Origin of the sequence: Pelagovum pacificum (assembly GCF_016134045.1) — a bacterium.
GTDB lineage: Bacteria > Pseudomonadota > Alphaproteobacteria > Rhodobacterales > Rhodobacteraceae > Oceanicola > Oceanicola pacificus_A.
The window spans coordinates 1934192-1955877 of record NZ_CP065915.1; the positions used below are offsets into that span (position 1 = coordinate 1934192).

17 protein-coding genes and 1 tRNA gene are annotated in these 21686 nt (G+C 66.1%); 8 read left to right on the forward strand and 10 right to left on the reverse strand.

Annotation, left to right across the window (positions count from 1 at the left end; translation table 11 throughout):
• Window positions 1-3 precede the first annotated feature (3 nt).
• From I8N54_RS09545 to dusB, 4 genes are all read right to left on the reverse strand, one after another.
• The gene (locus I8N54_RS09545) at window positions 4-2229 is read right to left on the reverse strand and encodes a sensor histidine kinase NtrY-like (protein ID WP_140195510.1); all 2226 of its coding nucleotides are present in this window, start codon (window positions 2227-2229) and stop codon (window positions 4-6) included.
• Window positions 2230-2353: 124 nt separating this feature from the next.
• Window positions 2354-3718 (reverse strand): response regulator, encoded by a 1365-nt coding sequence (locus I8N54_RS09550; protein WP_140192784.1) that lies wholly within the window; start codon window positions 3716-3718, stop codon window positions 2354-2356.
• Window positions 3719-4804, reverse strand: a complete 1086-nt coding sequence (locus tag I8N54_RS09555; RefSeq protein WP_140192783.1) for a two-component system sensor histidine kinase NtrB — start codon at window positions 4802-4804, stop codon at window positions 3719-3721.
• Window positions 4801-5817, reverse strand: coding sequence for a tRNA dihydrouridine synthase DusB (gene dusB / locus I8N54_RS09560; protein ID WP_140192782.1), 1017 nt, complete (start codon window positions 5815-5817; stop codon window positions 4801-4803). The genes I8N54_RS09555 and dusB overlap by 4 nt, the downstream gene beginning before the upstream one ends.
• Window positions 5818-5985: 168 nt before the next feature.
• Here dusB and I8N54_RS09565 point away from each other — a divergent pair, with 168 nt between their 5' ends.
• From I8N54_RS09565 to I8N54_RS09575, 3 genes are read left to right on the forward strand one after another with little or no spacing between them, the layout of a single operon-like run.
• Window positions 5986-7101, forward strand: coding sequence for a bifunctional 2-C-methyl-D-erythritol 4-phosphate cytidylyltransferase/2-C-methyl-D-erythritol 2,4-cyclodiphosphate synthase (locus I8N54_RS09565; protein WP_140192781.1), 1116 nt, complete (start codon window positions 5986-5988; stop codon window positions 7099-7101).
• Window positions 7098-7589: a phosphatidylglycerophosphatase A family protein gene (locus I8N54_RS09570; protein ID WP_140192780.1), complete on the forward strand. Its 492-nt coding sequence runs from the start codon at window positions 7098-7100 to the stop codon at window positions 7587-7589. Before I8N54_RS09565 ends, I8N54_RS09570 begins: the two co-directional genes overlap by 4 nt.
• Window positions 7586-8050 carry a CinA family protein gene (locus tag I8N54_RS09575; RefSeq protein WP_140192779.1) on the forward strand — a complete coding sequence of 155 codons (465 nt, stop codon included), beginning with the start codon at window positions 7586-7588 and terminating at the stop codon, window positions 8048-8050. Before I8N54_RS09570 ends, I8N54_RS09575 begins: the two co-directional genes overlap by 4 nt.
• Here the strand turns inward: I8N54_RS09575 and I8N54_RS09580 are convergent.
• Window positions 8038-9354: a DUF2254 domain-containing protein gene (locus I8N54_RS09580; RefSeq protein WP_197097437.1), complete on the reverse strand. Its 1317-nt coding sequence runs from the start codon at window positions 9352-9354 to the stop codon at window positions 8038-8040. The genes I8N54_RS09575 and I8N54_RS09580 overlap by 13 nt on opposite strands.
• A 126-nt stretch (window positions 9355-9480) precedes the next feature.
• Between I8N54_RS09580 and I8N54_RS09585 the strand changes: the two genes are divergently transcribed.
• Window positions 9481-11883, forward strand: coding sequence for a GcvT family protein (locus I8N54_RS09585; protein WP_140192778.1), 2403 nt, complete (start codon window positions 9481-9483; stop codon window positions 11881-11883).
• The gene (locus I8N54_RS09590) at window positions 11880-12458 is read left to right on the forward strand and encodes a nucleotidyltransferase family protein (protein WP_269434053.1); all 579 of its coding nucleotides are present in this window, start codon (window positions 11880-11882) and stop codon (window positions 12456-12458) included. Before I8N54_RS09585 ends, I8N54_RS09590 begins: the two co-directional genes overlap by 4 nt.
• A gap of 9 nt (window positions 12459-12467) precedes the next feature.
• Here I8N54_RS09590 and I8N54_RS09595 read toward each other — a convergent pair whose 3' ends face one another.
• From I8N54_RS09595 to ypfJ, 5 genes are all read right to left on the reverse strand, one after another.
• The gene (locus I8N54_RS09595; RefSeq protein WP_140192777.1) at window positions 12468-13076 is read right to left on the reverse strand and encodes a Hint domain-containing protein; all 609 of its coding nucleotides are present in this window, start codon (window positions 13074-13076) and stop codon (window positions 12468-12470) included.
• Between the two features lie 309 nt (window positions 13077-13385).
• Window positions 13386-14474: a Hint domain-containing protein gene (locus I8N54_RS09600; protein WP_197097436.1), complete on the reverse strand. Its 1089-nt coding sequence runs from the start codon at window positions 14472-14474 to the stop codon at window positions 13386-13388.
• 286 nt (window positions 14475-14760) lie between these two features.
• Window positions 14761-17703, reverse strand: coding sequence for a Hint domain-containing protein (locus tag I8N54_RS20270; RefSeq protein ID WP_197097435.1), 2943 nt, complete (start codon window positions 17701-17703; stop codon window positions 14761-14763).
• 806 nt (window positions 17704-18509) lie between these two features.
• Window positions 18510-18595 (reverse strand) — tRNA-Leu (locus tag I8N54_RS09610).
• Window positions 18596-18642: 47 nt separating this feature from the next.
• A complete protein-coding gene (gene ypfJ, locus I8N54_RS09615; RefSeq protein ID WP_140192775.1) occupies window positions 18643-19494 on the reverse strand; it encodes a KPN_02809 family neutral zinc metallopeptidase in 852 nt (283 codons plus the stop codon).
• 92 nt (window positions 19495-19586) lie between these two features.
• Between ypfJ and I8N54_RS09620 the strand changes: the two genes are divergently transcribed.
• Genes I8N54_RS09620 through rocF form a run of 3 tightly spaced genes read left to right on the forward strand, consistent with a single transcriptional unit; the run spans window position 19587 to window position 21625 of the window.
• Window positions 19587-20165, forward strand: a complete 579-nt coding sequence (locus tag I8N54_RS09620; RefSeq protein WP_140192774.1) for a YqaA family protein — start codon at window positions 19587-19589, stop codon at window positions 20163-20165.
• Window positions 20162-20641 (forward strand): disulfide bond formation protein B, encoded by a 480-nt coding sequence (locus I8N54_RS09625; protein WP_140192773.1) that lies wholly within the window; start codon window positions 20162-20164, stop codon window positions 20639-20641. The genes I8N54_RS09620 and I8N54_RS09625 overlap by 4 nt, the downstream gene beginning before the upstream one ends.
• A gap of 45 nt (window positions 20642-20686) precedes the next feature.
• Window positions 20687-21625 (forward strand): arginase, encoded by a 939-nt coding sequence (rocF, locus tag I8N54_RS09630; protein ID WP_140192772.1) that lies wholly within the window; start codon window positions 20687-20689, stop codon window positions 21623-21625.
• Window positions 21626-21686: the final 61 nt, after the last annotated feature.

The following is a 21686-nucleotide window of genomic DNA, read 5'->3' on the forward strand; positions in this document are numbered from 1 at the left end:
CCTCTACACTGCCTGTTTTTCCGCCCACGCCCCGACCTGCGCGACCGGGAGGGTCACGATGGCCAGTGCGCCGGCGTGGTTGCTTTCATCGAACGGCTCCGCATCCGTCAGGGTCAGCGCGCCGCCGTGTTCCTCGATGATCTTCTTGACGATCGGCAGGCCCAGTCCGGTGCCTTTCGATCGCGTGGTCACGTAAGGTTCGAACAGCCGGGCCCGGTCCTCGGGCAGGCCGATACCGTTGTCTGCAATCTCGATCCGCGCCTCGTTGTCGGCATGGGACATCCGGATGCGGATCTGGGGCGTGACCTCGTCACCCTTTTCCTGTCGCGTTTCAATGGCTTCGCCGGCGTTCTTGATAAGGTTGGTGAGCGCCTGACTGATCATCGTCGCGTCCAAATCGGCCAGCACCGCTTCAGCCGGCAGGTCCGCGGTGAAGGCGACCTCGGGTTGTCCGGCCTCCTGCAAGGTTACCGCATCGCGCACCAGTGCCGTCAGGTCATTGCGAATACGCTCCGGCTCCGGCATCCGCGCGAACTTGGAGAACTCGTCCACGATGCGCCGCAGGTCGTTGGTCTGTCGCACGATGACGTCTGTCATCTGGAACAGGGTTTCTTCATCTTCGTCAGACACTTTCGGGCCGAACTTGCGCTTGATCCGCTCGGCAGAGAGCTGGATCGGCGTCAGCGGGTTCTTGATCTCGTGCGCGATGCGCCGGGCCACGTCGCCCCAGGCCGCCATCCGCTGCGCGCTGACGAGGTCGGTCACATCGTCGAACGCGACCACGTAGCCCTCGATCCGCCCCGCCTCGGACCGGCGCGGGGCCATGCGGACGAGCAGGCTCTCCTGCTTGCCGGACCGGATGAGGTTCACCTGCTCCTGCAGCACCTTGCGCTTCTCGCGGCGCAGACGGTCGAAGAGCGGTTCGAACTCGGGCACGGCGACGGCGAGCGAATCCTGCTGGGTGGTATCGTCCACCGCCAGCAACCGCTTGGCCGACGGGTTCACGAAGGTCACCCGCCCCTTGGCGTCCAGCCCGACCACGCCCGACGTAATGGACGACAGCACGCTGTCGAACAGCCGTCGCCGGGTCTCGATCTGGTCGGTGCGGCGCAGAAGCTCCTGCCGCTGCTGCTTCAGTTGAGACGTCATCTGGTTGAAGTAGCGACCGAGCTGGCTGATCTCGTCGTCGCCCTTCTCCTCGCGGACGCGCACGTCGAGGTCCCCTGCCCCGACCCGCTGCGATGCGCCGACGAGCCGGCCGACGGGCCGTGACAGCCGCTCCGCAAACCAGAGGCCGAGCCAGATGGCGGCGAGGATCAGGATCACGGCGAAGCCGAAATAGATCAGCCCGAACTCGAACAACAGTCGTCCGCGATCCTGCTCGAGCTGCTGGTACAGCGTCACCGTCTCCTGCGTCTCGTCCAGCAGGGACAGGATGCCACCGTCGACTTCGCGACTGACGTAAAGCAGGTGGTCGGTGAAATCCTCCAACGGCAGGATCGCCCGGAACTCGTTGTTGTCCCAGTCCTCGATGATCGAGATGCCGTCGCGATAGGCCTCGTCGATGCTCTCCTGCGACGGCTGTTCGAAGTCGAACAGGTAGGAGCGCGCACCACGGGCCACGATCTCGCCCGTACCGTCGATCACGAAGGCCTCCGTCAGGCCGCGCTCGATCTGGCCCTGCACCCGGCCGAGCGCCTGCCGGATCTCGCCGGGGCTCATGAAGAAGGTGCTGCGCCGCTCCTCGTTCAGGTAGTCGGCGAGGTCGCGCCCGTCCTCCGCCAGTTCCTGCCGGTGTTCATCCTCGTAGGCCTGCGCCGCTGCGAGCGACGAGCCGACCACGTTGCGCACCCGGTCGGAGAACCAGCCCTCCAGCCCGACATTCAGGGTCAGCACGGCAAAGACCGCGACCAGCACCGTCGGCACCAGCGCGACGACGGCGAAGACCCCCGTGAGCCGCAGGTGAAGCCGCGAGCCGGCAGAGCGCGCGCGCCGCGCCGCGACCATCGACATCACGCGCCGCAGCACCAGCGTCGCGACGATCAGCACGTAGGCGAGGTCGACGGTCAGCAGGATCCGCACTCCGGGCGATCCGATGACCGAATTGAGCGGCCCGAGGAAACTGACCGTCAGCCCGGCCAGGATCGGGCCAAGCAGGACCAGCCCGATCGTGGCCGCGTTTTGCACACGCCGCTCCCGCCGCCATCTGCTGACGCGGGTCAGCTGCAGATCGATCGGAGACCGCCGCACTTGCTCGCCCAGTTCTTCTTGGGGACGTGCTTGCGCACCTCCACCGCCACACTTCCGTGTTCCATGCGCCACATGGCGACTCCGACACGGTTCTGTTGCGCTTTTACATCAACTTGCGGCGGCGTGTCACGCGAATATCGAGGTCGGTGATCTTCTTCCTCAACGTATTGCGGTTGATGCCCAGCAGATCGGCACATTTGGCCTGATTCCCGCCGGTGGCATCGAGCGTGATCTCGATCAGCGGCAGCTCCACTTCCTTCAGGATCCGCTGGTAAAGGCCCGGCGGCGGCAACACTCCGCCATGCAGGTCGAAGTAGCGCCGCAGGTGCTTGGCCACCGAGGCGGAGAGTTTCTCGCCCTCGCCGCCACCGCGCAGCGGCTCCATCGCCGGCTGGTTGCCAAGCACGTGTTCGACTTCGACGCGCGTCACCTCGTCCTCGGTCGCGGTAAAGACGAGCCGGCGGATCGCGTTCTCCAGTTGGCGGACGTTGCCGGGCCAGGAATATGCGCGCACCAGGTCCATCGCCTGTGGGCTGAGGCGCTTCAGCGCGGCGCCTTCGCGTTCGGCGCGGGCAAGGAAATGCTCGGCCAGCAGCGGGATGTCGTCGACGCGCTCGCGCAGCGAGGGCACGGCCAGCGTCACGCCACCGAGCCGGTAATAGAGGTCCTCGCGGAAGTCGCCCGCCTCCATCCGGTTCATCAGGTCGATCTGGCTGGTCGACATGATGCGCGGGCCGGAGTCGCCGAGCGCGTCGAGCATCCGGACGATCCGGCTCTGCGCCTCGTCGGGGAAGTCGCCGACCTCGTCGAAGACAAGGCTGCCGCCCTTGGCGCGCGACAGGAGCGCCGACGGCCCCTCCGCCCCTTCGAGATCGGCGGCGTTGGCGACCACGAAGGGCAGCGTACGCCGGTCCGAGAAATCGTGGATCGCCCGCGCGATCAAGGACTTGCCTGTGCCGCTCTCGCCCGAGATCAGGACGGGCAGTTGCGTGTTCATCACCCGCGCGACCAGACGGTAGAGCGACTGCATCGCCGGTGTGCGTCCCACCAGCGGCAGGTCGCCCTCGCCCCGCTCCGCATCCGGGCGCGGCGGCGGCGCGCGGCGCTTCACCTCGAGGGCGCGACCGGCGCGCTTCATCAGGTCGGGCAGGTCGAAGGGTTTAGGAAGGTAATCGTAGGCCTCGGCCTCCGCCGCCTGGATCGCGGTCATGATCGTGTTCTGCGCCGAGATGACGATGACCGGCAGGCCCGGCCGCTTCTCGGAGATCATCGGCAACTGATCGAGCCCGTTGCCGTCCGGCATGATGACGTCGGAGATGACGAGATCGCCCTTCCCTTCGTCCACCCACCGCATCAGCGTCACGAGGGAGGAGGTGGCGTGCACCTTGCAACCAGCACGAGTCAGGGCCTGCGTGAGCACGGTCCGAATGGTGCGATCGTCGTCGGCGACGAGTACGGTTCCGTCCATCTAGTCTTCTCCGGTGTCAGTTACGTCCTTGGGGACGAGCGGTAGGGAAAGTCGGAACACGGTGCGGCCGGGAATGCTCTCGACCGAGATCCAGCCGCCGTTGTCTGCGATGATCTTGCTGACGAGCGCGAGGCCGAGCCCGGTGCCGTTCTCGCGGCCCGACACGAAGGGTTCGAACACGTCGGACGCTATGTCGGGCGGCAGGCCGGGGCCGTCGTCGATGATCTCCACCTGCAGTGGCAGGCGAACGTGATTGCCATCGGCGCGGCGGACCCGCAGCGACGGCTCGTAGAAGGTGCGCAGGCGGATCGAACCGCCCTCTTGCCCCGCTTCGGAGGCGTTCTTCAGCAGGTTCAGGAACACCTGCAGCATCTGGTCGGGGTCGACCCAGGTCTGCGGCAGCGAGGGGTCGTAGTCCTCGATGAACATCATGTGCGCGCCGAAGCCGACGCTGGCCGACTGACGCGACCGGTCGAGCAGGTCGTGGATGTTCACCGCCTTGCTCAGCGGCGGGCGCAGGTTGCCGAACTGCTCCACCTGCTCGAGAAGCTGCACGATGCGGCGGCTTTCCTCGACGATCAGGTCGGTGAGCTCGAGGTCGCCGTTCTCCAGGTTCATCGACAGCAGCTGCGCCGCGCCGGTGATCCCGGCGAGCGGGTTCTTGATCTCGTGCGCCAGCATCTCGGCCATGCCGATGGCCGATTTCGCCGCACGGCCAGAGACGGCGTTCAGCGTCAGACGGCTCGCCACCTCGCGGGGGGAGATCATCATCAGCATGTAGCCCTCGGCGCTTTGCAGCGGGGCGAACTGGATGTTGCACTGCATCGGCGGGCGCTCACCGCTGCCGACATCGACGTCGTTCACGAAGAGCGAGGACTTCTGCTCCCGCGCCTTGGCGTAGGGTTCCTCCAGCGCGGCGTCGATCATCACCTTGTCCCAGAGCGGCGCGCCGGTGAGGCTGCGCGAGGACAGGTTCAGGAACGCCTCGGCTGCCGGGTTGCTGTCGGCGATCGTGTCATCGGGCGCGAGCAGCAGCGCGGGCACCGGGATCGAGTTCCAGAGCGACGGGTCGACGACATGGGTCATGCGGCAAGGGCCCTCGTATCCAGCGCATCGGGAAGCCGTGCGAGAACCGCGGCAGGGTCGCTCGCGGTCAGGATCTCGCGCCGCAGCGCCCCGTCCGTCCCCGCGCGGTCCATGTACCAGCCGAGGTGCTTGCGGGCGACGCGCGCGCCGAGCCCCTCGGGATAGAAGGCGAGCATCGCCTCGTAATGGGCGGCCACCATGTCAGCGAGCGCCCTGCCCTCCGGCACCTGCGGTGCTTGCGTGCCGAACAGGTCCGACGCGACTTGCGCGATTTTCCAGGGCGCGCCCTGCGCGCCACGCCCGATCATCACGCCGTCCGCGCCGGAGCGCGTCATCGCCGTCCGGGCAGTCCCGGTGTCGATGATATCGCCGTTGGCGATAAGCGGGATCGAGACGGCGTCGCGCACGGCCCGGATTGCCGCCCAGTCCGCGGAGCCCTTATAGAACTGGCAGCGGGTGCGGCCGTGGATCGTGACGAGCCGGATGCCGGCGCCCTCGGCTCGTTTCGCGATGTCGGCGGCGTTCAGGCAGTCGTCGTCCCAGCCGAGCCGGGTCTTCAGCGTCACGGGCACCGAAACTGCGCCGACGACCGCCTCGATCAGCGACAGCGCGTGATCGGGCGTGCGCATCAGCGCCGAGCCGGATTCGCCGTTCGTCACCTTCTTGGCGGGGCAGCCCATGTTGATGTCGATGATCGCGGCACCATTCGCCTCGGCGATGCGGGCGGCCTCGGCCATCCAATGCGCCTCGCGCCCCGCGAGCTGCACGGCGGTGCGCGCTTCGCCGAATCCGAGCTCCGCCTTCGCGCCGATTCCGAGGTGGCCCTGCACCATCTCCTGGCTGGCGACCATCTCGGACACGACCCAGCCGGCCCCGAAGGACAGCACCAGCTGCCGGAACGGCAGATCGGTAATTCCCGCCAGCGGCGCAAGCGCGACCGGCGGCGCGAGAACAGCCCCGCCGAGGTCGATCCGGACAGGTGTCCGGGAAGTCAGTGCCGTAGGATCGGTCATGTGCCCAACGATTGTGCGATCAAGGGGAGACGTAACCTCGCAACTCGGCGATAACAATGGGAGAGGCATCAATTCTAGCGGGACGCTGCGATGCGCCCATATTTTGAGCATGTCGCCGGGGTGCGAGGCAGGAATTGCACCGACCGCAACCTGCGCCTATGAGGAGCCATGAAAATCGCGGCCCTCATCGTGGCAGCCGGCCGAGGCCTCCGCGCCGGTGGCGGCACGCCGAAGCAGTGGCGCCCGCTTGCCGGCGCGCGAGTCATCGATCATGCCGTATCGGCCTTTCGCGCCGCCGGCATCGACGACATTCACCTCGTCCTGCATCCCGATGATACTTATGAGATTTCCGGCGTCACCATTACCCATGGCGCGGCGACTCGTGACGGTTCGGTGCGCAACGGGCTCGAGGCGATGGCGACCGATCCGCCCGACCTCGTCCTGATCCACGATGCCGCCCGGCCACTGGTTTCTTCCGCATTGATCGCCCGCGTCGTCGCCGCGCTGGAGGAGGTCGAGGCCGCCGCGCCAGCCGTGGCCGTGACGGATGCGCTATGGCGCGGCGAAAACGGGCAAGTGTCCGGAACCGAGTCCCGTGACAACCTCTGGCGGGCGCAGACTCCCCAAGGGTTCCGCTTCGATGCGATTCTCGCCGCGCACCGCGCTGCGACCGGGCCTGCGGCGGACGATGTTGCCGTCGCCCGCGCTGCAGGGCTTGCGGTCCGGATCGTCGACGGCGAGGAGGACAACCTGAAGATCACCACGCCCGGCGACTTCGCCCGGGCCGAGAAACTGATGGAGCGACAGATGGATGTGCGCCTCGGCAACGGCTACGACGTGCACCGCTTCGGCGAGGGCGATCACGTAGTGCTTTGCGGCGTGCGCGTGCCACACGGCCGCGGGCTGCAGGGCCATTCCGACGCCGACGTCGGGATGCATGCGGTCACGGATGCGATCTACGGCGCGCTGGCCGAGGGAGACATCGGCCGCCACTTCCCGCCGTCCGATCCGCAATGGAAGGGCGCGGCGAGCGAGATCTTCCTCGCCCACGCCTGCACCCTGGCGGCCGAGCGCGGCTATGCAATCTCGAACATCGACGTCACGCTGGTCTGCGAGCGCCCGAAGATCGGCCCGCATGCCGCTGACATGACGACGGAAATGGCTCGCATCATGCAGCTCGACCCGACCCGGGTGAGCGTCAAGGCCACCACCAGCGAGCGGCTTGGCTTCACGGGCCGCGAAGAAGGGATCGCCGCCATCGCGACGGCGACATTGATCAAATGAACCGACTTGTCGCCACGTTCTTCTACTCCGGCCTTCTCAGCCCCGCGCCCGGCACCTGGGGCTCGCTCGCCGCGCTGCCGGTCGCGCTCGTCCTGTTCTGGATCGGCGGGCCCTGGCTGGTGCTGATCGCCATTCCTGCGCTTTTCGCGCTCGGCCTTCACGCCGCGCGGGAGGTCACGCGGGACATGGCCGACCACGATCCCGGCTTCATCGTCGTGGACGAGGCCGTCGGCCAGTGGATCGCCCTGCTGCCCGTGCTGTTCGGCGCGTGGCACACCGGGGCCAATGTCCTCGCGCTCTGGCCCGGCTGGATCGCCGCCTTCGTGCTGTTCCGGCTGTTCGACATCACCAAGCCCGGCCCCGTAGGCGCGGCTGACCGGCGCGGCGACGCGATGGGGCTGATGCTGGACGATGTCTGGGCCGGTGTCTTCGCCGCGCTCAGCGTCGTCCTGCTTGCCGCGCTTGCCCACCTCCTGGTGATGCGATGAGCGCACTGCTCGACATCGCCCGCACCAAGGGCGTGATGATCGCGACGGCGGAGAGCTGCACCGGCGGGCTGATCGCAGGCCGCATCACGGATGAGCCCGGCACCTCGGATATCTTCGACCGGGGCTTCGTCACCTACTCCAACGCGGCCAAGGTCGAGATGCTGGGCATCCGTCCTAAAACGCTCGAAACGCACGGCGCCGTGTCGGAGGAGATCGCCCGCGAAATGGCGGAGGGCGCCGTCGCCCGCTCCGAAGCCTCGATCGCCGTGTCCGTCACCGGCATTGCCGGTCCCGGCAGCAGCGACACGAAGCCGGAGGGCCGCGTCTGTTTCGGCCTCGCCACACCGGCGGGCACGACGACGGAGACGGTGGAATTCGGCGCACTCGGGCGTGAGCAGGTGCGCAACGCCACCGTCACGCACGCGCTCGAACTGATCCTGAAGGCGCTTCAGGCGCTCTGATCCTGCTCTTCTGCCGCCTCGACGACTGAATCGTCGGCTGAGTTGGCCAGCCGCAGGCGGTCGTTGTCGAACTTCAGCCCCTGCATCGCGCGGCGGAACTCGATGATCGCCGTCTGCTTGGCCGCCGCCGACAGACCCGGATCGGGGTGACTCATCAGGCCCTTCAGGATCTTCTGCAACCGCTGCTGCACTTCGATCACCCCCGCGCCGTCCCGCGCGATGGAGCCGAAACCGTCCTCGAGCAGGTCCTCGGGCTCCATTACCGGGACATAGAGCCGTTCGTGAACGACGTCACCGATCCGGTCCCCCTCTCCTTCGAAGTCAGACAGGATCCGCGCGATCCGGCCGATCACGTCGATCGCGGTGCCGGGGTCGTTGATGCCCGGCGACAGCGCCTTGGAGCCGATCTCGCCCATCACGATCAGGCCGAAGCGGGGATCCTGCTCGTAGGTGCGCAGGTCCTCGACGACGACGTGGTCGCGCAACATGTCCCCGATGGAGCGCCCCTCGTCCGGGTCGCTCTCGACCTCATCGGTGCCGGTGACATAGGCCATCGTCTCGTTCATGTGCAGGAACTTGCCGGGCGGCGCGACGAGATAAATCTCGATCTCCCGCTCACGCGCCTGCGCATTCAGGGATTCCTGATACATCATGGATACATAGCCGGCTTTCTTCGTGCGCACCGGGACCGCGCCCTCAGGCACCTCGCGCAGCGGGTTGGCCCCGAGGCACGGTGTCTCTAGCCGCTCACGGAACTGCCGGACGGTGATCTCTTCCACCTGCCGCGTCGTATCGATCAGGCTTCCGAAGGTCTGGAGGTGCAGCGTCCAGCGGACCAGCGCATAGACGATCAGGATCAGCACGAACACCGTCATGACGAACAGCACCAGCGCCCGGTCGTCCGAATAGATCCCGATCTCGCGCAGGATGATCCCGGCCAGCGCGTAGACGTAAGCACCGATGAAGGTGGCGAGCGTGTTCTGCGTCGTCGGATCCCGCAGGATCAGCCGGTGCACGCGGGGTGTCCATTGCGAGGCGGTGTTGCGGTGCACGCTCACCATGACGGTCAGCGCAAAGATCGTCGCGGCAAGCATGGCGTTGGCGATGATGTCGAGCAGCCGGTCCGCCGCCTGACCGCCGACGAACGCAGACAGCTCGTCCGGGATCAGCGGCGAGATCAGCTGAGTCAGCCCGATCGCCAGCAGCGCGAGCGCGCCCATAAGCAGGACGCGCACCCACAAGGTGCGCCAGTAATCCACGGCCTTGCGCCAGATCGTCTCCGGCAGTGCTTTCCACTGACCCATCAGGTCCCTTCCTTCCGTGACCCCGGCGCGGCGTGTCGCGCGCGGGGGGCGATTCTGTCGCTCCATGGCATTTTCTCTGCCGGGCGCTCGTCTTAACGTGCGCCGAAGCAGAGGGAGATCAAACCCATGAAGACCACAACCCGCGTCGCTGTCATCGGGGGTGGCGTCGTCGGCTGCTCCGTCCTCTACCACCTCACGAAGCTCGGCTGGTCCGACGTGATGCTCATCGAACGCTCGGAGCTCACGTCCGGCTCCACCTGGCACGCGGCGGGCGGGTTTCACACTCTGAACGGCGATACCAACATGGCCGCGCTTCAGGGCTATACGATCCGCCTGTACCGCGAACTGGAGGAGATCACGGGGCTGTCCTGCGGGTTGCACCATGTCGGGGGCATCACGCTCGCCGACAACCGGGACCGGTTCGACATGCTGGTCGCCGAGCGGGCGAAGCACCGCTACATGGGGCTGGAGACGAACATCCTAGGCCCGTCGGAGATCCGGGACTACGCGCCGCACATCAACCTCGATGGGATCGTCGGCGCGCTGTGGGATCCGCTGGACGGGCACCTCGACCCGTCGGGCACGACCCATGCCTACGCCAAGGCGGCGCGGATGGGCGGTGCGGAAATCGTGTTGCACAACAAGGTTCTGGAGCTCAATCCTCGCGCAGACGGGTCATGGGACGTGTTGACCGAACAGGGCACGATCCATGCCGAGCACGTGGTGAACGCCGCCGGTCTCTGGGCGCGGGAAGTGGCGGCGATGGCGGGCACCTACGCGCCGCTGCACCCGATGGAGCACCAGTACCTCGTCACCGAGGACATCCCCGAGATCTACGAGGCGGAGGGTGAGCACCCCCACGTGATGGACCCGGGCGGCGAAAGCTACCTGCGGCAGGAGGGGCGCGGCCTCTGCATCGGCTTCTACGAGAAGCCCTGCAGGCCGTGGGGCGTCGGGGGCACGCCATGGACCTTCGGGCACGAATTGCTGCCGAACGACTTCGACAAGATCGAGGAGTCCGTCGCTTTCGCCTACCAGCGGTTCCCGCTGCTCGAGAAGGCCGGCGTCAAGACGGTGATCCACGGCCCCTTCACTTTCGCGCCCGACGGCAACCCGCTTGTCGGACCGGTGCCGGGGCTGCGGAATTTCTGGAGCGCCTGCGGCGTCATGGCCGGCTTCAGCCAGGGTGGCGGCGTCGGCCTCGTCCTCGCGCAGTGGATGGTCGAGGGCGAGCCGGAACGCGATGTCACCGCGCTCGACGTCGCCCGTTACGGCAGCTGGATCACCCGCGGCTACACGCTGCCCAAGGTGATCGAGAACTACCAGAACCGCTTCTCCGTCTCCTACCCGAACGAGGAACTGCCCGCCGCGCGGCCGCATCGCACGACACCGATGTACGACATCTTCACCGACCTTGGCGCGGTCTGGGGCCATCAGTTCGGGCTCGAGGTGGTGAACTACTTTGCCCAAGGCGATGAGCCAACGTACGAGACCCCGTCCTTCCGCCGCTCCAACGCCTTCGAGGCCACCGCGCGCGAGGTGAAAGCCGTGCGCGAGGGCGTCGGCATCAACGAGGTGCACAACTTCGGCAAGTTCTCCGTTACCGGACCGGACGCGCGCGCATGGCTCGACCGGGTTATGGCCGGCCGCATCCCTGCGCCGGGCCGGATGAGCCTGACACCGATGCTGTCCGGCAGCGGTCGCCTGATGGGGGATTTCACGGTCAGCTGCCTCTCCGAGACCGAATTCCGACTGACAGCCTCCTACGGGGCGCAGGCGATCCACCAGCGCTGGTTCGAGCGGCATCTCGACGGCGACGTCACCGTGCGCAACATTTCCGATAGCGTGAACGGCTTCCAGATCGCGGGACCGAAGGCGACCGAGCTGCTGCAAGCGGTGACGACCGATCCGGTCGACCTGCGGTTTCTCGATGTGCGGCCGATGATCGTCGGACAGGTGTCCTGTCTCGTCCAACGGGTCAGCTACACCGGCGACCTCGGCTACGAGATCTATTGCGACCCGATGGACCAGCGGCAACTCTGGTCAACCCTGTGGGACGCCGGCCAGCCGATGGGCCTGACGCCGTTCGGGATGCGGGCGATGATGTCGCTGCGGCTCGACCGGCACTTCGGCTCGTGGCTGCGGGAATTCTCGCCGGACTACACGGCGGCGGAAACCGGGATCGACCGCTTCATCTCCTGGAAGAAGAACGCCGATTTCATCGGGCGCGCGGCTGCGGAGGCAGAGCGGACAAGCCCCCCTGCCCGCGTCCTCGCGACCTTCGAGGTGGACGCCGACGACGCCGACGTCGTGGCGTACGAGCCGATCTTCCTCGACGGGTCGGTCGTGGGGTTCTGCACGTCGGGCGGCTACTCGCACTGGACAGGCCGATCGATGGCCTTCGGCTTCGTGCCGCGCGACCGCGCGACGGAGGGGCTGGAAGCGGAGATCGAGATCCTCGGCTCCATGCGCAAGGCGCGGCTCGTGACCGCGCTGGCGTTCGATCCAGAGGGGGAGCGCTACAAGTGATCCTCATCCCTGCCGCTGGCGCGTCCCGCCGGATGGGCGGAGACGACAAGCTGCTGCGCGAGATCGGCGGCGAGCCGATCCTCGTGCGGCAGGTTCGGCGGGCGCTTGCGACGGGGTCACCGGTGGTCGTCACCCTGCCCCCGGACCGTCACTCGCGGCTCACTGCGCTCGAGGGTCTGCCGGTCGTGGCGCTGATCGTCGAAGATGCGCGCGAAGGCATGGCCGCCTCGCTCCGCGCCGGGGCGGCGGAGGCGTTGCGGACCGGGGCCGAGAGCCTCACGGTTCTCCTGCCCGACATGCCCGACATCGAAACAGGCGACATCGCGCAGGTCATGGCGGCCGAGGGACGGATCGTGCGGGCGACGGCCGAGGACGGCACGCCGGGTCATCCGACCCGCTTCGCCGCGGAGTTGCTGGCGGAGTTCGCCGCGCTCGAAGGTGACACGGGCGCGGCCCCGGTGATCCGTGCGCACCGGGACGATCTGGTGCTGGTTCCGCTAAAAGGCCAACGGGCGTGCCGAGACCTCGACACGCCCGCTGACTGGGCTGCATATTCCGAAAATTCAGACGATTAGCTGGCGCTCTTAACGCGCCGGGACGACCACGCGGCGGGCGGCTTCGAACCCCTGGCCCAGCTCGACCAGCGCCGGAAACAGGGCGAGCAGCGCGTCGCGGCAGGCGGCCTCGACACCGCGCGGTTCCGCGGCGGCGGGCTGAAAGCTCTCGGTCCAGGCACCGTTCGACAGGACCACTTCGTGCTTGTCGAAGAGGATGTGATGGTAGGTCACCTCGGCAACGTCCGCCCGCTCGATCCCGTCGAGGAACGTCAGGTGGCGCGCTTCGATCAGCACCTCGCTGTCACCGAACATCTCGAGCGCGACATCACCGGACAGAAGGACCCGGTGGAACGGCGCGAGGATCAGGTCGTTCTCGGGCAGGTTGTGACCGAGCGCCCCGGCGCGGACGATGACGGGCCGCTCCTCGGCGCAGGTCACGGCGACCGTCGCGGTGCCGGTCCAGCGGACGACTTGGAGGCCGCTGTCACGCGTGAAGACCCGGTCGCCCGCCGAAAGCTCTTCGATGCGGACTTCGCCACGCGGCGTCGCGATGTAGGTGCCGCCGGCAAAGGACATCTGCCCATGGGTCGGCGCGACGCGGAGATCGGTAGAGAAGTCGGCGAAATGGGCGGTCATCGGGGTCAGTCCTGTTCCGGTCACGGGCCTGCCACAGCCTGTCGTTTCAAGCACTTACAGCCATCCTTGGCAGTGGATCGGCCGTGCCCCCGGTCGATATCGTCACCTTCGGCCCCAGTTCCCTCCGGTGATGGTGAGAATATGGCTCAAATCGGACAGGCTTGCCAAGTTTTGCCGTAATCCGTGCGCTACGGGCGTCCAGTATCCATCATTCGTCGGATATTGTTCCCTAGTCCGATAGCAATCAGCCGAAATGGGGCGCGGCAATCGAGGCGGCATGCCCCAATTCCCGCCCCATTTACGCTCGAATCATTGGGCGAGCAGTCGCGTCTCGTGCCGCTTCAGCGACTTGCGCGCCGCGTGGAACGTGCGATCCGCCGACTGATGCTGCAGATCGGGAAAGAGCAGCGCCAGTTCCTCGCGCTGGTCCTCCTCCAGCCCGCGCAGGTTCCGCTCGCTCGGCTGGAAGCTCTCGGTCCATGCGCCGTTGGAGAGGATCACCTCGTGCTGGTCGAACATCAGGTGGATGTAGCTGATCCCCGGCGCCATGATCCGCTCGATCCCGGCGCGTCCGACAAGGTGATTGGCCGCGGCGAGCACTTCGCTCTCCTCGAACAGCAGCGCCGCACGCGGGCCGGTCAGCAGGATGCGGTGTGCGGGCGAGACGACGAGGTCGCGCTCCGGATTGTTGCCCGGCAGGCTGCCGGCCCGGATACGGACCGGCCGCAGCTTCGGATCGGCCATCAGCTCTTCCGCGGTCAGATCGCGGCGGCCGACCCACCGCAGCTCCTGGATACCGTTGTCGCGGGTGAAGATGCGATCGCCGGCCACCAGCGTCTCGACCGGGCGCTCGCCGAGCGGTGTGGCGATCAGCGTGCCGGGGGTGAAACAGATGATCGAAATATCCTCGTCCTTCGAGGCATTGATCTTCACGTCATTGCCAAGCGGCGTGTAGTCGAGGTCCCCGGTCGTGATGGAGCTGATCTGGCCCGCGAAGGAGCAATCCTCGAGCACGAGGAAGTTGCGCACATCCCCGCCCCCGACGGGAGTCGCCTTGATGAAGGCGAACTCGCTGCGAAACTCGTTCCCCTCGAGCGTGACGTCGCCATCGGGGCTCGTGATCCGGAGCGTATTGTCCGTGCTGAAGCTCTCCGGCGTGATGACGTCGATGGTGTATCTGACGCCGTCGATCTCGAGAATGCCACCATCGGCCCAGGTGTCGTTCAGCTCCTTCACCGTGGCGCCGTTGTCGTCGTCGCCTGTGTAGGTCGCGTTGTCGACCACACCGAGGATCTGGTCGGACCCGCCCTTGGTATAGGTCGTGTATTCGTCGATCGAGGACAGCTCGATCAGGTCGGGCAGCTTCGGAACATGGCCCTTGTCGTGAAAGAACGTCATTTGCAGGACCCCCATCCATGCAGCAGCAATATCCGGGATCATGCCATGCCGCAGGTGCGAAGGGATGCGAAATATTCGTGATCTGAGGGGCTTGGCGAGCCGCGATCACACCTGCCGGCGAATTAAAGCAGGCCGCCTGCCCCGTGCCCGTTTCAGCGACGATTTGTTAACCGGCCCCTGAAATGCAGAAACGGGAGATGTCCCCACACATCTCCCGTTTCCGGTCCCGAGGAGTGCGCTGAAGGCGCTACCCCGGGTCAGGCTGCATTGCTGTTGCCCTGGCGGATCACTCCGCCAGCAGGCGTGCCTCGTGCTTCTTCAGCGACTTGCGGGCGGAAGTGTAGTTCTCCAGACCCTCGCGGTCGCGCAGCTCCGGGAAGAGCTCGAAGATTTCCTGGCGCTGGCTGTTGCCGATGCCCTTCAGGCTGTGATCGCCCGGCTGGAAGCTTTCGGTCCACGAACCGTTCGACAGGACCACTTCGTGCTGATCGAACATGAAGTGGATGTAGGTCGTGGCCATCACGTCGATCCGGTGGATCCCCTGGGCGCCGACAAGGTGCTTGGCCGAGGCCAGGACTTCGCGCTCTTCGAAGTAGAGCTGCGTCTTGTCGTTGGCGACCAGAACGCGGTGGTTCGGGCTGACCAGCATGTCGCGCTCGGGAAGACCGGCACCGAGGGAGCCTGCCTTGATGAGGACGGGCTTCAGGTGCGGGTTCTTGACGAGGTCGGCACCGGCCATCTTCTTGTGACCGATCCAGCGGATTTCCTGGATGCCGTTGTCCCGGGTGATGATCCGGTCGCCTTCGCGCAGGTCCTCGACCAGCATCTCGCCCCGCGGGGTCGCGATGGTGGTTCCGGGCGTGAAGCACGGCATGATGTTCTCGATCTCCTCGAAGGTCAGCGTGCTGCCGTCGGAGTAGGTGACGAAGCCATCTTCGCGATCGGCGGAGGTGTAGGTGATCTTGAATTCACCGTCTTTCCAGCCGCCGCCGGTGAGGTCGAGCGTGTCGGTCTCATCGCCCACGCCGTCGCCGTCCGTGTCCGGACCGTCGCCGCCGTAGATCTCGTCGCCGCCGTTGCCGCCGAAGAAGGTGTCGGAGTCCATGCCGCCGTAGAGCGTGTCGTTGCCACGACCGGCATAGAAGACATCTTCGCCGTCGCCACCGTAGGCCACGTCGTCGCCGTTGCCGTCGGAGAAGCGATCGTTGCCGTCGCCACCGAACATCATGTCGTTGCCCGAGCCACCGCGCAGCGTGTCGTCGCCTTCGCCGCCGTACATCTCGTCGTCGCCGTCTTCACCGCCGAGCGTGTCGTTGCCGATGCCGCCCTCGATGTAGTCGTCGCCCCAGCCGGTCCAGATCTCGTCGTCGCCGGAGCCACCGTAGTAGCTGTCTTCGCCGGGGTTGTCGTCGGACTCGCCTTCGACATCGTCCATGATGTCATTGCCGTCACCGCCGTAGGCGATGTCGTTGCCCGCGCCGCCGATGATCCGGTCGTCGCCGTCGCCGCCGTACATCTCGTCGTTGCCGTCGCCACCGTCGAGGGTGTCGTTGCCGGCGCCGCCGTAGATTTCGTCGTCGCCGTTGTCGCCGAACAGGACGTCGTCGCCCGCACCGTCGACCGCCGCTTCACCCGGGACGTCAAAGTAGACGTCCGTGATGGTCACGGCCGAGTTGTAGTAGCCTTCGCTGTGCTCGATCGTGATCTTGGAGACCGGGCCGGCGATGTTCACCAGCGTGGAGAATTTCGAGGAATCCTCGTCGCCGTAGCTGTTCTGGTACTTCGTCTCGACACCGTCGCTGCCGACAGCCTTGAGGCCGTCACCATAGGTGAAGGACACCGGAACCGCATTGCCCGAGGCGTCGTAGGCCTTGATGATGACCTTGCCCGAGCCGTCGATGTCGTTGACGCGGAAATGCACGTCATCGACCGGCTTGTCGAAGCCCATCTTGTAGCTGGCCTTGCCGTAGCTCGTGTCGGACAGGTCGGACTGGAAGCCGCTGGTGCTGTCGACCGTCTCGGACCCGCCGTCGATGCCGCCGATGTTCTGATTAACGTCGGTGTAATCGTGGTCGATCTTGTAGCTGCTGGCGTAGGTCTTCTCGAAGGAGACGTTCACGCTGCCCGTGTTCTGGGTGACGTTGAGGATCCTGTCGCCTTCGTCGATCTTGCCGCCATCGTCCGGGTCGGGCAGCTTGTCCCACTCGAAGCTCTCGCGCACCGTCTCGGTGCCGCCGAGGTCCTTGTCCCCGTAGATGATGTCGTTGCCGTCGCCGCCGTTGATCGTGTCGTCACCGGGGCCGCCGTAGATCGTGTCGTCGCCTTCGCCGGCATAGACCACGTCGTTGCCGTCACCCGCGACGACGAGGTCGTCGTTCGGTGCGTGGCCGGGGATGATGGCGTCGCCCGAATCGATCATGTCGCCGTCGGTGTCGACGTAGGTGTCGTCGATGACATCGTCGCCGTCGGTGCCGAAGACGGTCCCGTCGGGCTTCATGTCAGGCATGACCGACTTGCGGACTTCGACGTAGTCGATCTTGCCGTCGAAGAAGCGGTCGTACTGGCCGTCGTCGGATTCACGCGCGCCGAAGGTGAAGCTCTCGTCGTCGTTGTCGGTGATGTCGAAGTCGAGGCCCTTGGTCTCGGACGTCAGGTTCGCTTCGGTGCCGTCGGTCTTGTTGACGACCTTGAGCATCGCGCCTTCGTCCTTGTCCCAAGAGTAAGCGACCGCGATGTCGTCCTTTTCGTCGAAGAAGCCGTCCTCGGTCTTCAGGTGCACCATCTTGCCGTTGGCATAGTGGTAGGCCTGCACGGCACCTTCCTTGGTGACGCTGATCTCGAAGTAGCCGTCCTTGTCCTTGTCGCAGTATTCACCGCGCGAGACGATCGTGTCCGGGCTGGAGCCGACGTGGCAATCCTGGGTGAACTCGACGGAGACGGTGCCGGAGTCGAGGTCGAACGGCGCGTCGGTCGTGGCGTTGCTCTCGACCGAGAAATAATCGTTGTAGCCGTCGGTCTTGAGGTAGCCGCCGTGGGCGCCAGCTCCGTTCTCGAAGTCACCGTTCTGGCGGATGCCGTCGCCGATACCCGTGTCGGTCTTCGTCGCACCGTCCGAGAACTGCCACAGGCCGATCACATCCGACCCGTCCGGCGTCACCGAGGTATCGTCGTAGCTGTCGTGGTGCTTGTCATCGACGCAGCCCCACATTTTCCAGAAGTAAAACGTCATTTCATCGTCTCCCGCACTCGGCCGCCGTTCGCTGCGCGCCTTGCCGCGTCTGCGGCGAATGGATTGACCCCGAGATCATGAAAGGCCGTTGGGTAACCACGACGAAGCTCTTGTCAGCAGACAGGCACCCGCATCGAGGTCGCAAAAGCGACGTCTTGATGAGATGCTAGGCAGCTCTGCTGACGCAGACCAGGCGCGGCCACCCCCATGGCCGAAACATCACCCCCCAGTAGGGCACCCTCGTTCTATGCAGATGCAGCGTAGGGACAAAGGAAAAGTTTGACGAAACCTTGTCCTACTTTGGCCCTGACCGGTGGAACATGGATGACTGCGGCAAGCGCCCCTGCCCCCGTTCGTGAACAATCAGTGGACATGATCCGGGACCGACTCCGCGGATTACTGAGGAATTGTCGCGGATCTCCGGTCAATCCAGCTGCAGTGGCAACCGAAAGTTGCGGCAGTCTAGCCGCCTGTCGACCCTTGCTCGAGCTTTGGTTCGCAAAACGGAAACAATGTGGTTCCGAAGGTCGCGCCCAATTTTGCCACATTTGCGCCGCAACTGCCCCAGGGGCACCGTTCACGTACCGGCATCAATTTCGCATCTCGGCGTGAATTGAATGTCGCAAGCGGCCCGGATGAGTCGAATCGCGGCAGCAACTAGGCGAATCTCGACGAATCAGGCCCTTGAAATGTGGCGGAAAGCAGCCAGACACCCTCTGCCGCCATTCGGGCGGGATTGGGGCAGCCGAACTCAGTCGGTCGAACCGTCGTGCAGCAGTCGCCGTCCGTCGCTTTTGCAGAGAACTTGGTACCGGTGGTCGGACTCGAACCGACATGACCTTGCGGTCGGGGGATTTTGAATCCCCTGCGTCTACCATTCCGCCACACCGGCCTTGCGCGTGTCTCCGTAGCGCCGGGCACCGGCGTCGTCAACGAAGGCTAGAGGGCATTGGACCCGAAGGTGTCGCAACTGCGCATCCGGGCGGTCTCGTAGCCGGTCCGGAACCAGCGTTGACGCTGCTCCGACGTGCCGTGGGTGAAACTGTCGGGGACGACGACGCCGCCGGACTGGCGCTGCAGCATGTCGTCGCCGATCTGGCGCGCGGCATTCATCGCCTCGTCGATGTCGCCGGCCTCCAGGCTGCCGAACATGTCCTCCGCATGGGCGGCCCAGACCCCGGCGTAGCAATCGGCCTGGAGTTCGATCCGGACGGAGATCGCGTTGCTTTCCGCCTCGCCGACCCGGCGGCGGATGTTGTTCGCCTCGCCGAGGATGCCGAGCTCGTCCTGAACGTGGTGGGCGACTTCGTGGGCGACGACGTAGGCGGCGGCAAAGTCGCCGCCCGCGCCGAGCCGACGCTCCAGTGTCACGAAGAAGTCGGTGTCGAGGTAGATCCGCTGGTCGGTGGGACAGTAGAACGGGCCGGTGGCCGCGCTCGCCCCACCGCAGGCGGAACTGGTGCGCCCCTTGAAGAGCACGAGGGTCGCCGGTTCGTAGTTGGTCCCGAGCTGATCCCGGAAGATCGTGTTCCAGACATCCTCGGTATCGGCGAGCGTGACAGAGACGAAATCGGCGGCATCCTCGTCGGCCTGCGTGATCTCGCCCCCACTGGCGATGTCGCTGCCGTCGAGCTGACCGAGGAGCGGCGTGAGGTCGACGCCGAGTATCCAGCCGACGAGGACGATCACGATGAGCCCTGCCCCGCCGATGCCCGCGCCGCCGGCCATGCCGCCACTGCGCCCCCTGCGATCCACGATGTTGCGGCTGCCGCGCCGTCCACGCCACTTCATGTCACTCTCCATCCAATGGGCGGACCGGAGCGCTTGACGGCACGGTCCCTGCATGGCCTAACGCCTGAAACGGCAGGCAGGCTCCCGAACTTATGATCAGACGTCTTTACGACTGGACCATGCGGCTTGCCGACACGCGCTATGCCCTCTGGGCGCTGGCGCTTGTTGCCTTCGCCGAGAGCTCTTTCTTTCCGATCCCGCCCGATGTGCTGCTGATCCCGATGATCATCGCCCGGCCCTCGCGCGCGTTCATGTATGCCGCGCTCGCCACCGTGTCCTCGGTCGTCGGCGGTCTGGCCGGCTACTGGATCGGCTTCGGCCTGAACGAGGCGGTCGCCCAGCCGATCATCGACTTCTACGGTGCGACGGATGACGTCGCCCACATGCGCGACTGGTTCAACGAATACGGCGCCTGGGCCGTCGTGGTCGCCGGGGTCACGCCGTTCCCGTTCAAGATCATCACGATCGTCTCGGGCATGACGTCCCTCAACCTCGTCGTGTTCCTGCTGTCCGCCCTGTTCGCGCGGGCGCTCCGCTTCTTTATCGTGGCCGCGCTTCTCTGGAAATTCGGAGAGCCGATCCGCGACTTCATCGACCGCCGGCTTGCGCTTGTCTTCACACTGTTCTGTGTGTTGCTGATCGGTGGCTTTGCAGCGATTGCTTACCTATGACCACGCGACTTCTGACGTCCCTCGCCGCGCTTGGCTCGGCTGCGCTCCTGGGGGGCGCCTTCATCTTCCAGGCGCTCGGCTATGCGCCCTGTGCGATGTGCCTGTGGCAACGCTGGCCGCATGTCGTGGCGATCGGCATCGGCCTCGTCGCGCTGCTTCTGCCGTCGCGCATCCTCGCCGCGCTGGGCGGGCTGGCGGCGCTGACGACGGCGGGCATCGGCATCTTCCACACCGGGGTCGAGCGTGACTGGTGGGAAGGCCCGGCGAGCTGCACCGGAAGCGGCCTCGACGCGTCGGACCCGACGTCGCTGCTGCCCGGCTCGGACAGCGCGCCGCATCTCGTCATGTGCGACCAGGTGAGCTGGCAGATGCTGGGCCTGTCGATGCCGAGCTGGAACGCCGTGTTCTCGCTGATCTTCGCCGCGATCTGGTTCACCGCAGCCGTCCACGCGTCGCAGAGTTCCGCGCGCCACTGAATTGCGGGCTTTCGCCGGAGCGAGAGCGGCCTATTGTCCGGTATCATGGACAAGCACATCATTCTGATCGGCGCCCCGGTGGATTGCGGCAAGCGCAACCAGGGCTGCCGCATGGGCCCCGACGCCTATCGCGTCGCCGGCCTCGCCCAGGCAGCGACGGCGCTCGGCTACGAGGTCAGCGACCTCGGCAACCTTAACCCAGAGATCGTCGAGGTGCAGCCGCACCGCAACCCGGCGGTTCATTCGCTGGCCGAGACGGTGGGCTGGACAAAGACGCTTGCGACCACTGCGCAGGCGGCCGCGAGAGAAGGCGTACCTGTCTTCCTCGGCGGCGATCACGCGCTGGCCGCCGGGTCGGTGTCGGGCATGGCGGCGCACGCCAAGTCTCAGGACCGGCCATTGTTCGTGCTCTGGCTCGACGCGCACAGCGATTTTCACACGCCCGATACGACGGAAAGCGGTAACCTTCACGGCACGCCGGTCGGCTACTTCACCGGCCGCGAGGGGTTCGACGGGTTCCCTCCGCTGGAGGCGACGGTCGATCCGGCCAACATCTGCATGATCGGCCTGCGATCGGTCGACCCGCCGGAGCGCGAGGCCCTGTCGAAGACCGACGCGACGCTGGTCGACATGCGCACCATCGACGAGGAAGGCATCGTCGCACCGCTGCGCACCTTCCTCGAACGGGTGGAGGCGGAGAACGGCCTGCTGCATGTCTCGCTCGACGTCGATTTCCTCGACCCGGCCGTCGCTCCGGCGGTCGGAACCACGGTGCCCGGTGGCGCGACTTTCCGCGAGGCGCACCTCGTTCTCGAACTGGTGCACGATAGCGGACTGTTGTCCTCTCTCGATCTGGTGGAGCTGAACCCGTTCCTCGACGAGCGCGGGCGCACCGCCTCGCTCATGGTGGACCTCACGGCGTCGCTGCTCGGCAAGCGGATCTTCGACCGCCCGACGCGGCCCTTCTCGGGCAACCATGCGTAAGGGAGGACCACGGCGCTTGCCACGAGCGGCACCGCTCACCTAGGGTTGACCGACAGCGGCC

Bases quoted from the DNA above. Each gene is read 5' to 3' on its own strand.
- I8N54_RS09600 (WP_197097436.1), bottom strand. From the start codon at position 14,474: ATGACGTTCTTTCACGACAAGGGCCATGTTCCGAAGCTGCCCGACCTG.
- dusB (WP_140192782.1), bottom strand. From the start codon at position 5,817: ATGACCGATCCTACGGCACTGACTTCCCGGACACCTGTCCGGATCGAC.
- I8N54_RS09565 (WP_140192781.1), top strand. From the start codon at position 5,986: ATGAAAATCGCGGCCCTCATCGTGGCAGCCGGCCGAGGCCTCCGCGCC.
- I8N54_RS09620 (WP_140192774.1), top strand. From the start codon at position 19,587: ATGATCAGACGTCTTTACGACTGGACCATGCGGCTTGCCGACACGCGC.
- I8N54_RS09575 (WP_140192779.1), top strand. From the start codon at position 7,586: ATGAGCGCACTGCTCGACATCGCCCGCACCAAGGGCGTGATGATCGCG.
- I8N54_RS09580 (WP_197097437.1), bottom strand. From the start codon at position 9,354: ATGGGTCAGTGGAAAGCACTGCCGGAGACGATCTGGCGCAAGGCCGTG.
- I8N54_RS09585 (WP_140192778.1), top strand. From the start codon at position 9,481: ATGAAGACCACAACCCGCGTCGCTGTCATCGGGGGTGGCGTCGTCGGC.
- I8N54_RS09570 (WP_140192780.1), top strand. From the start codon at position 7,098: ATGAACCGACTTGTCGCCACGTTCTTCTACTCCGGCCTTCTCAGCCCC.
- I8N54_RS09555 (WP_140192783.1), bottom strand. From the start codon at position 4,804: ATGACCCATGTCGTCGACCCGTCGCTCTGGAACTCGATCCCGGTGCCC.
- ypfJ (WP_140192775.1), bottom strand. From the start codon at position 19,494: ATGAAGTGGCGTGGACGGCGCGGCAGCCGCAACATCGTGGATCGCAGG.
- rocF (WP_140192772.1), top strand. From the start codon at position 20,687: ATGGACAAGCACATCATTCTGATCGGCGCCCCGGTGGATTGCGGCAAG.
- I8N54_RS09550 (WP_140192784.1), bottom strand. From the start codon at position 3,718: ATGGACGGAACCGTACTCGTCGCCGACGACGATCGCACCATTCGGACC.
- I8N54_RS09625 (WP_140192773.1), top strand. From the start codon at position 20,162: ATGACCACGCGACTTCTGACGTCCCTCGCCGCGCTTGGCTCGGCTGCG.
- I8N54_RS09595 (WP_140192777.1), bottom strand. From the start codon at position 13,076: ATGACCGCCCATTTCGCCGACTTCTCTACCGATCTCCGCGTCGCGCCG.
- I8N54_RS20270 (WP_197097435.1), bottom strand. From the start codon at position 17,703: ATGACGTTTTACTTCTGGAAAATGTGGGGCTGCGTCGATGACAAGCAC.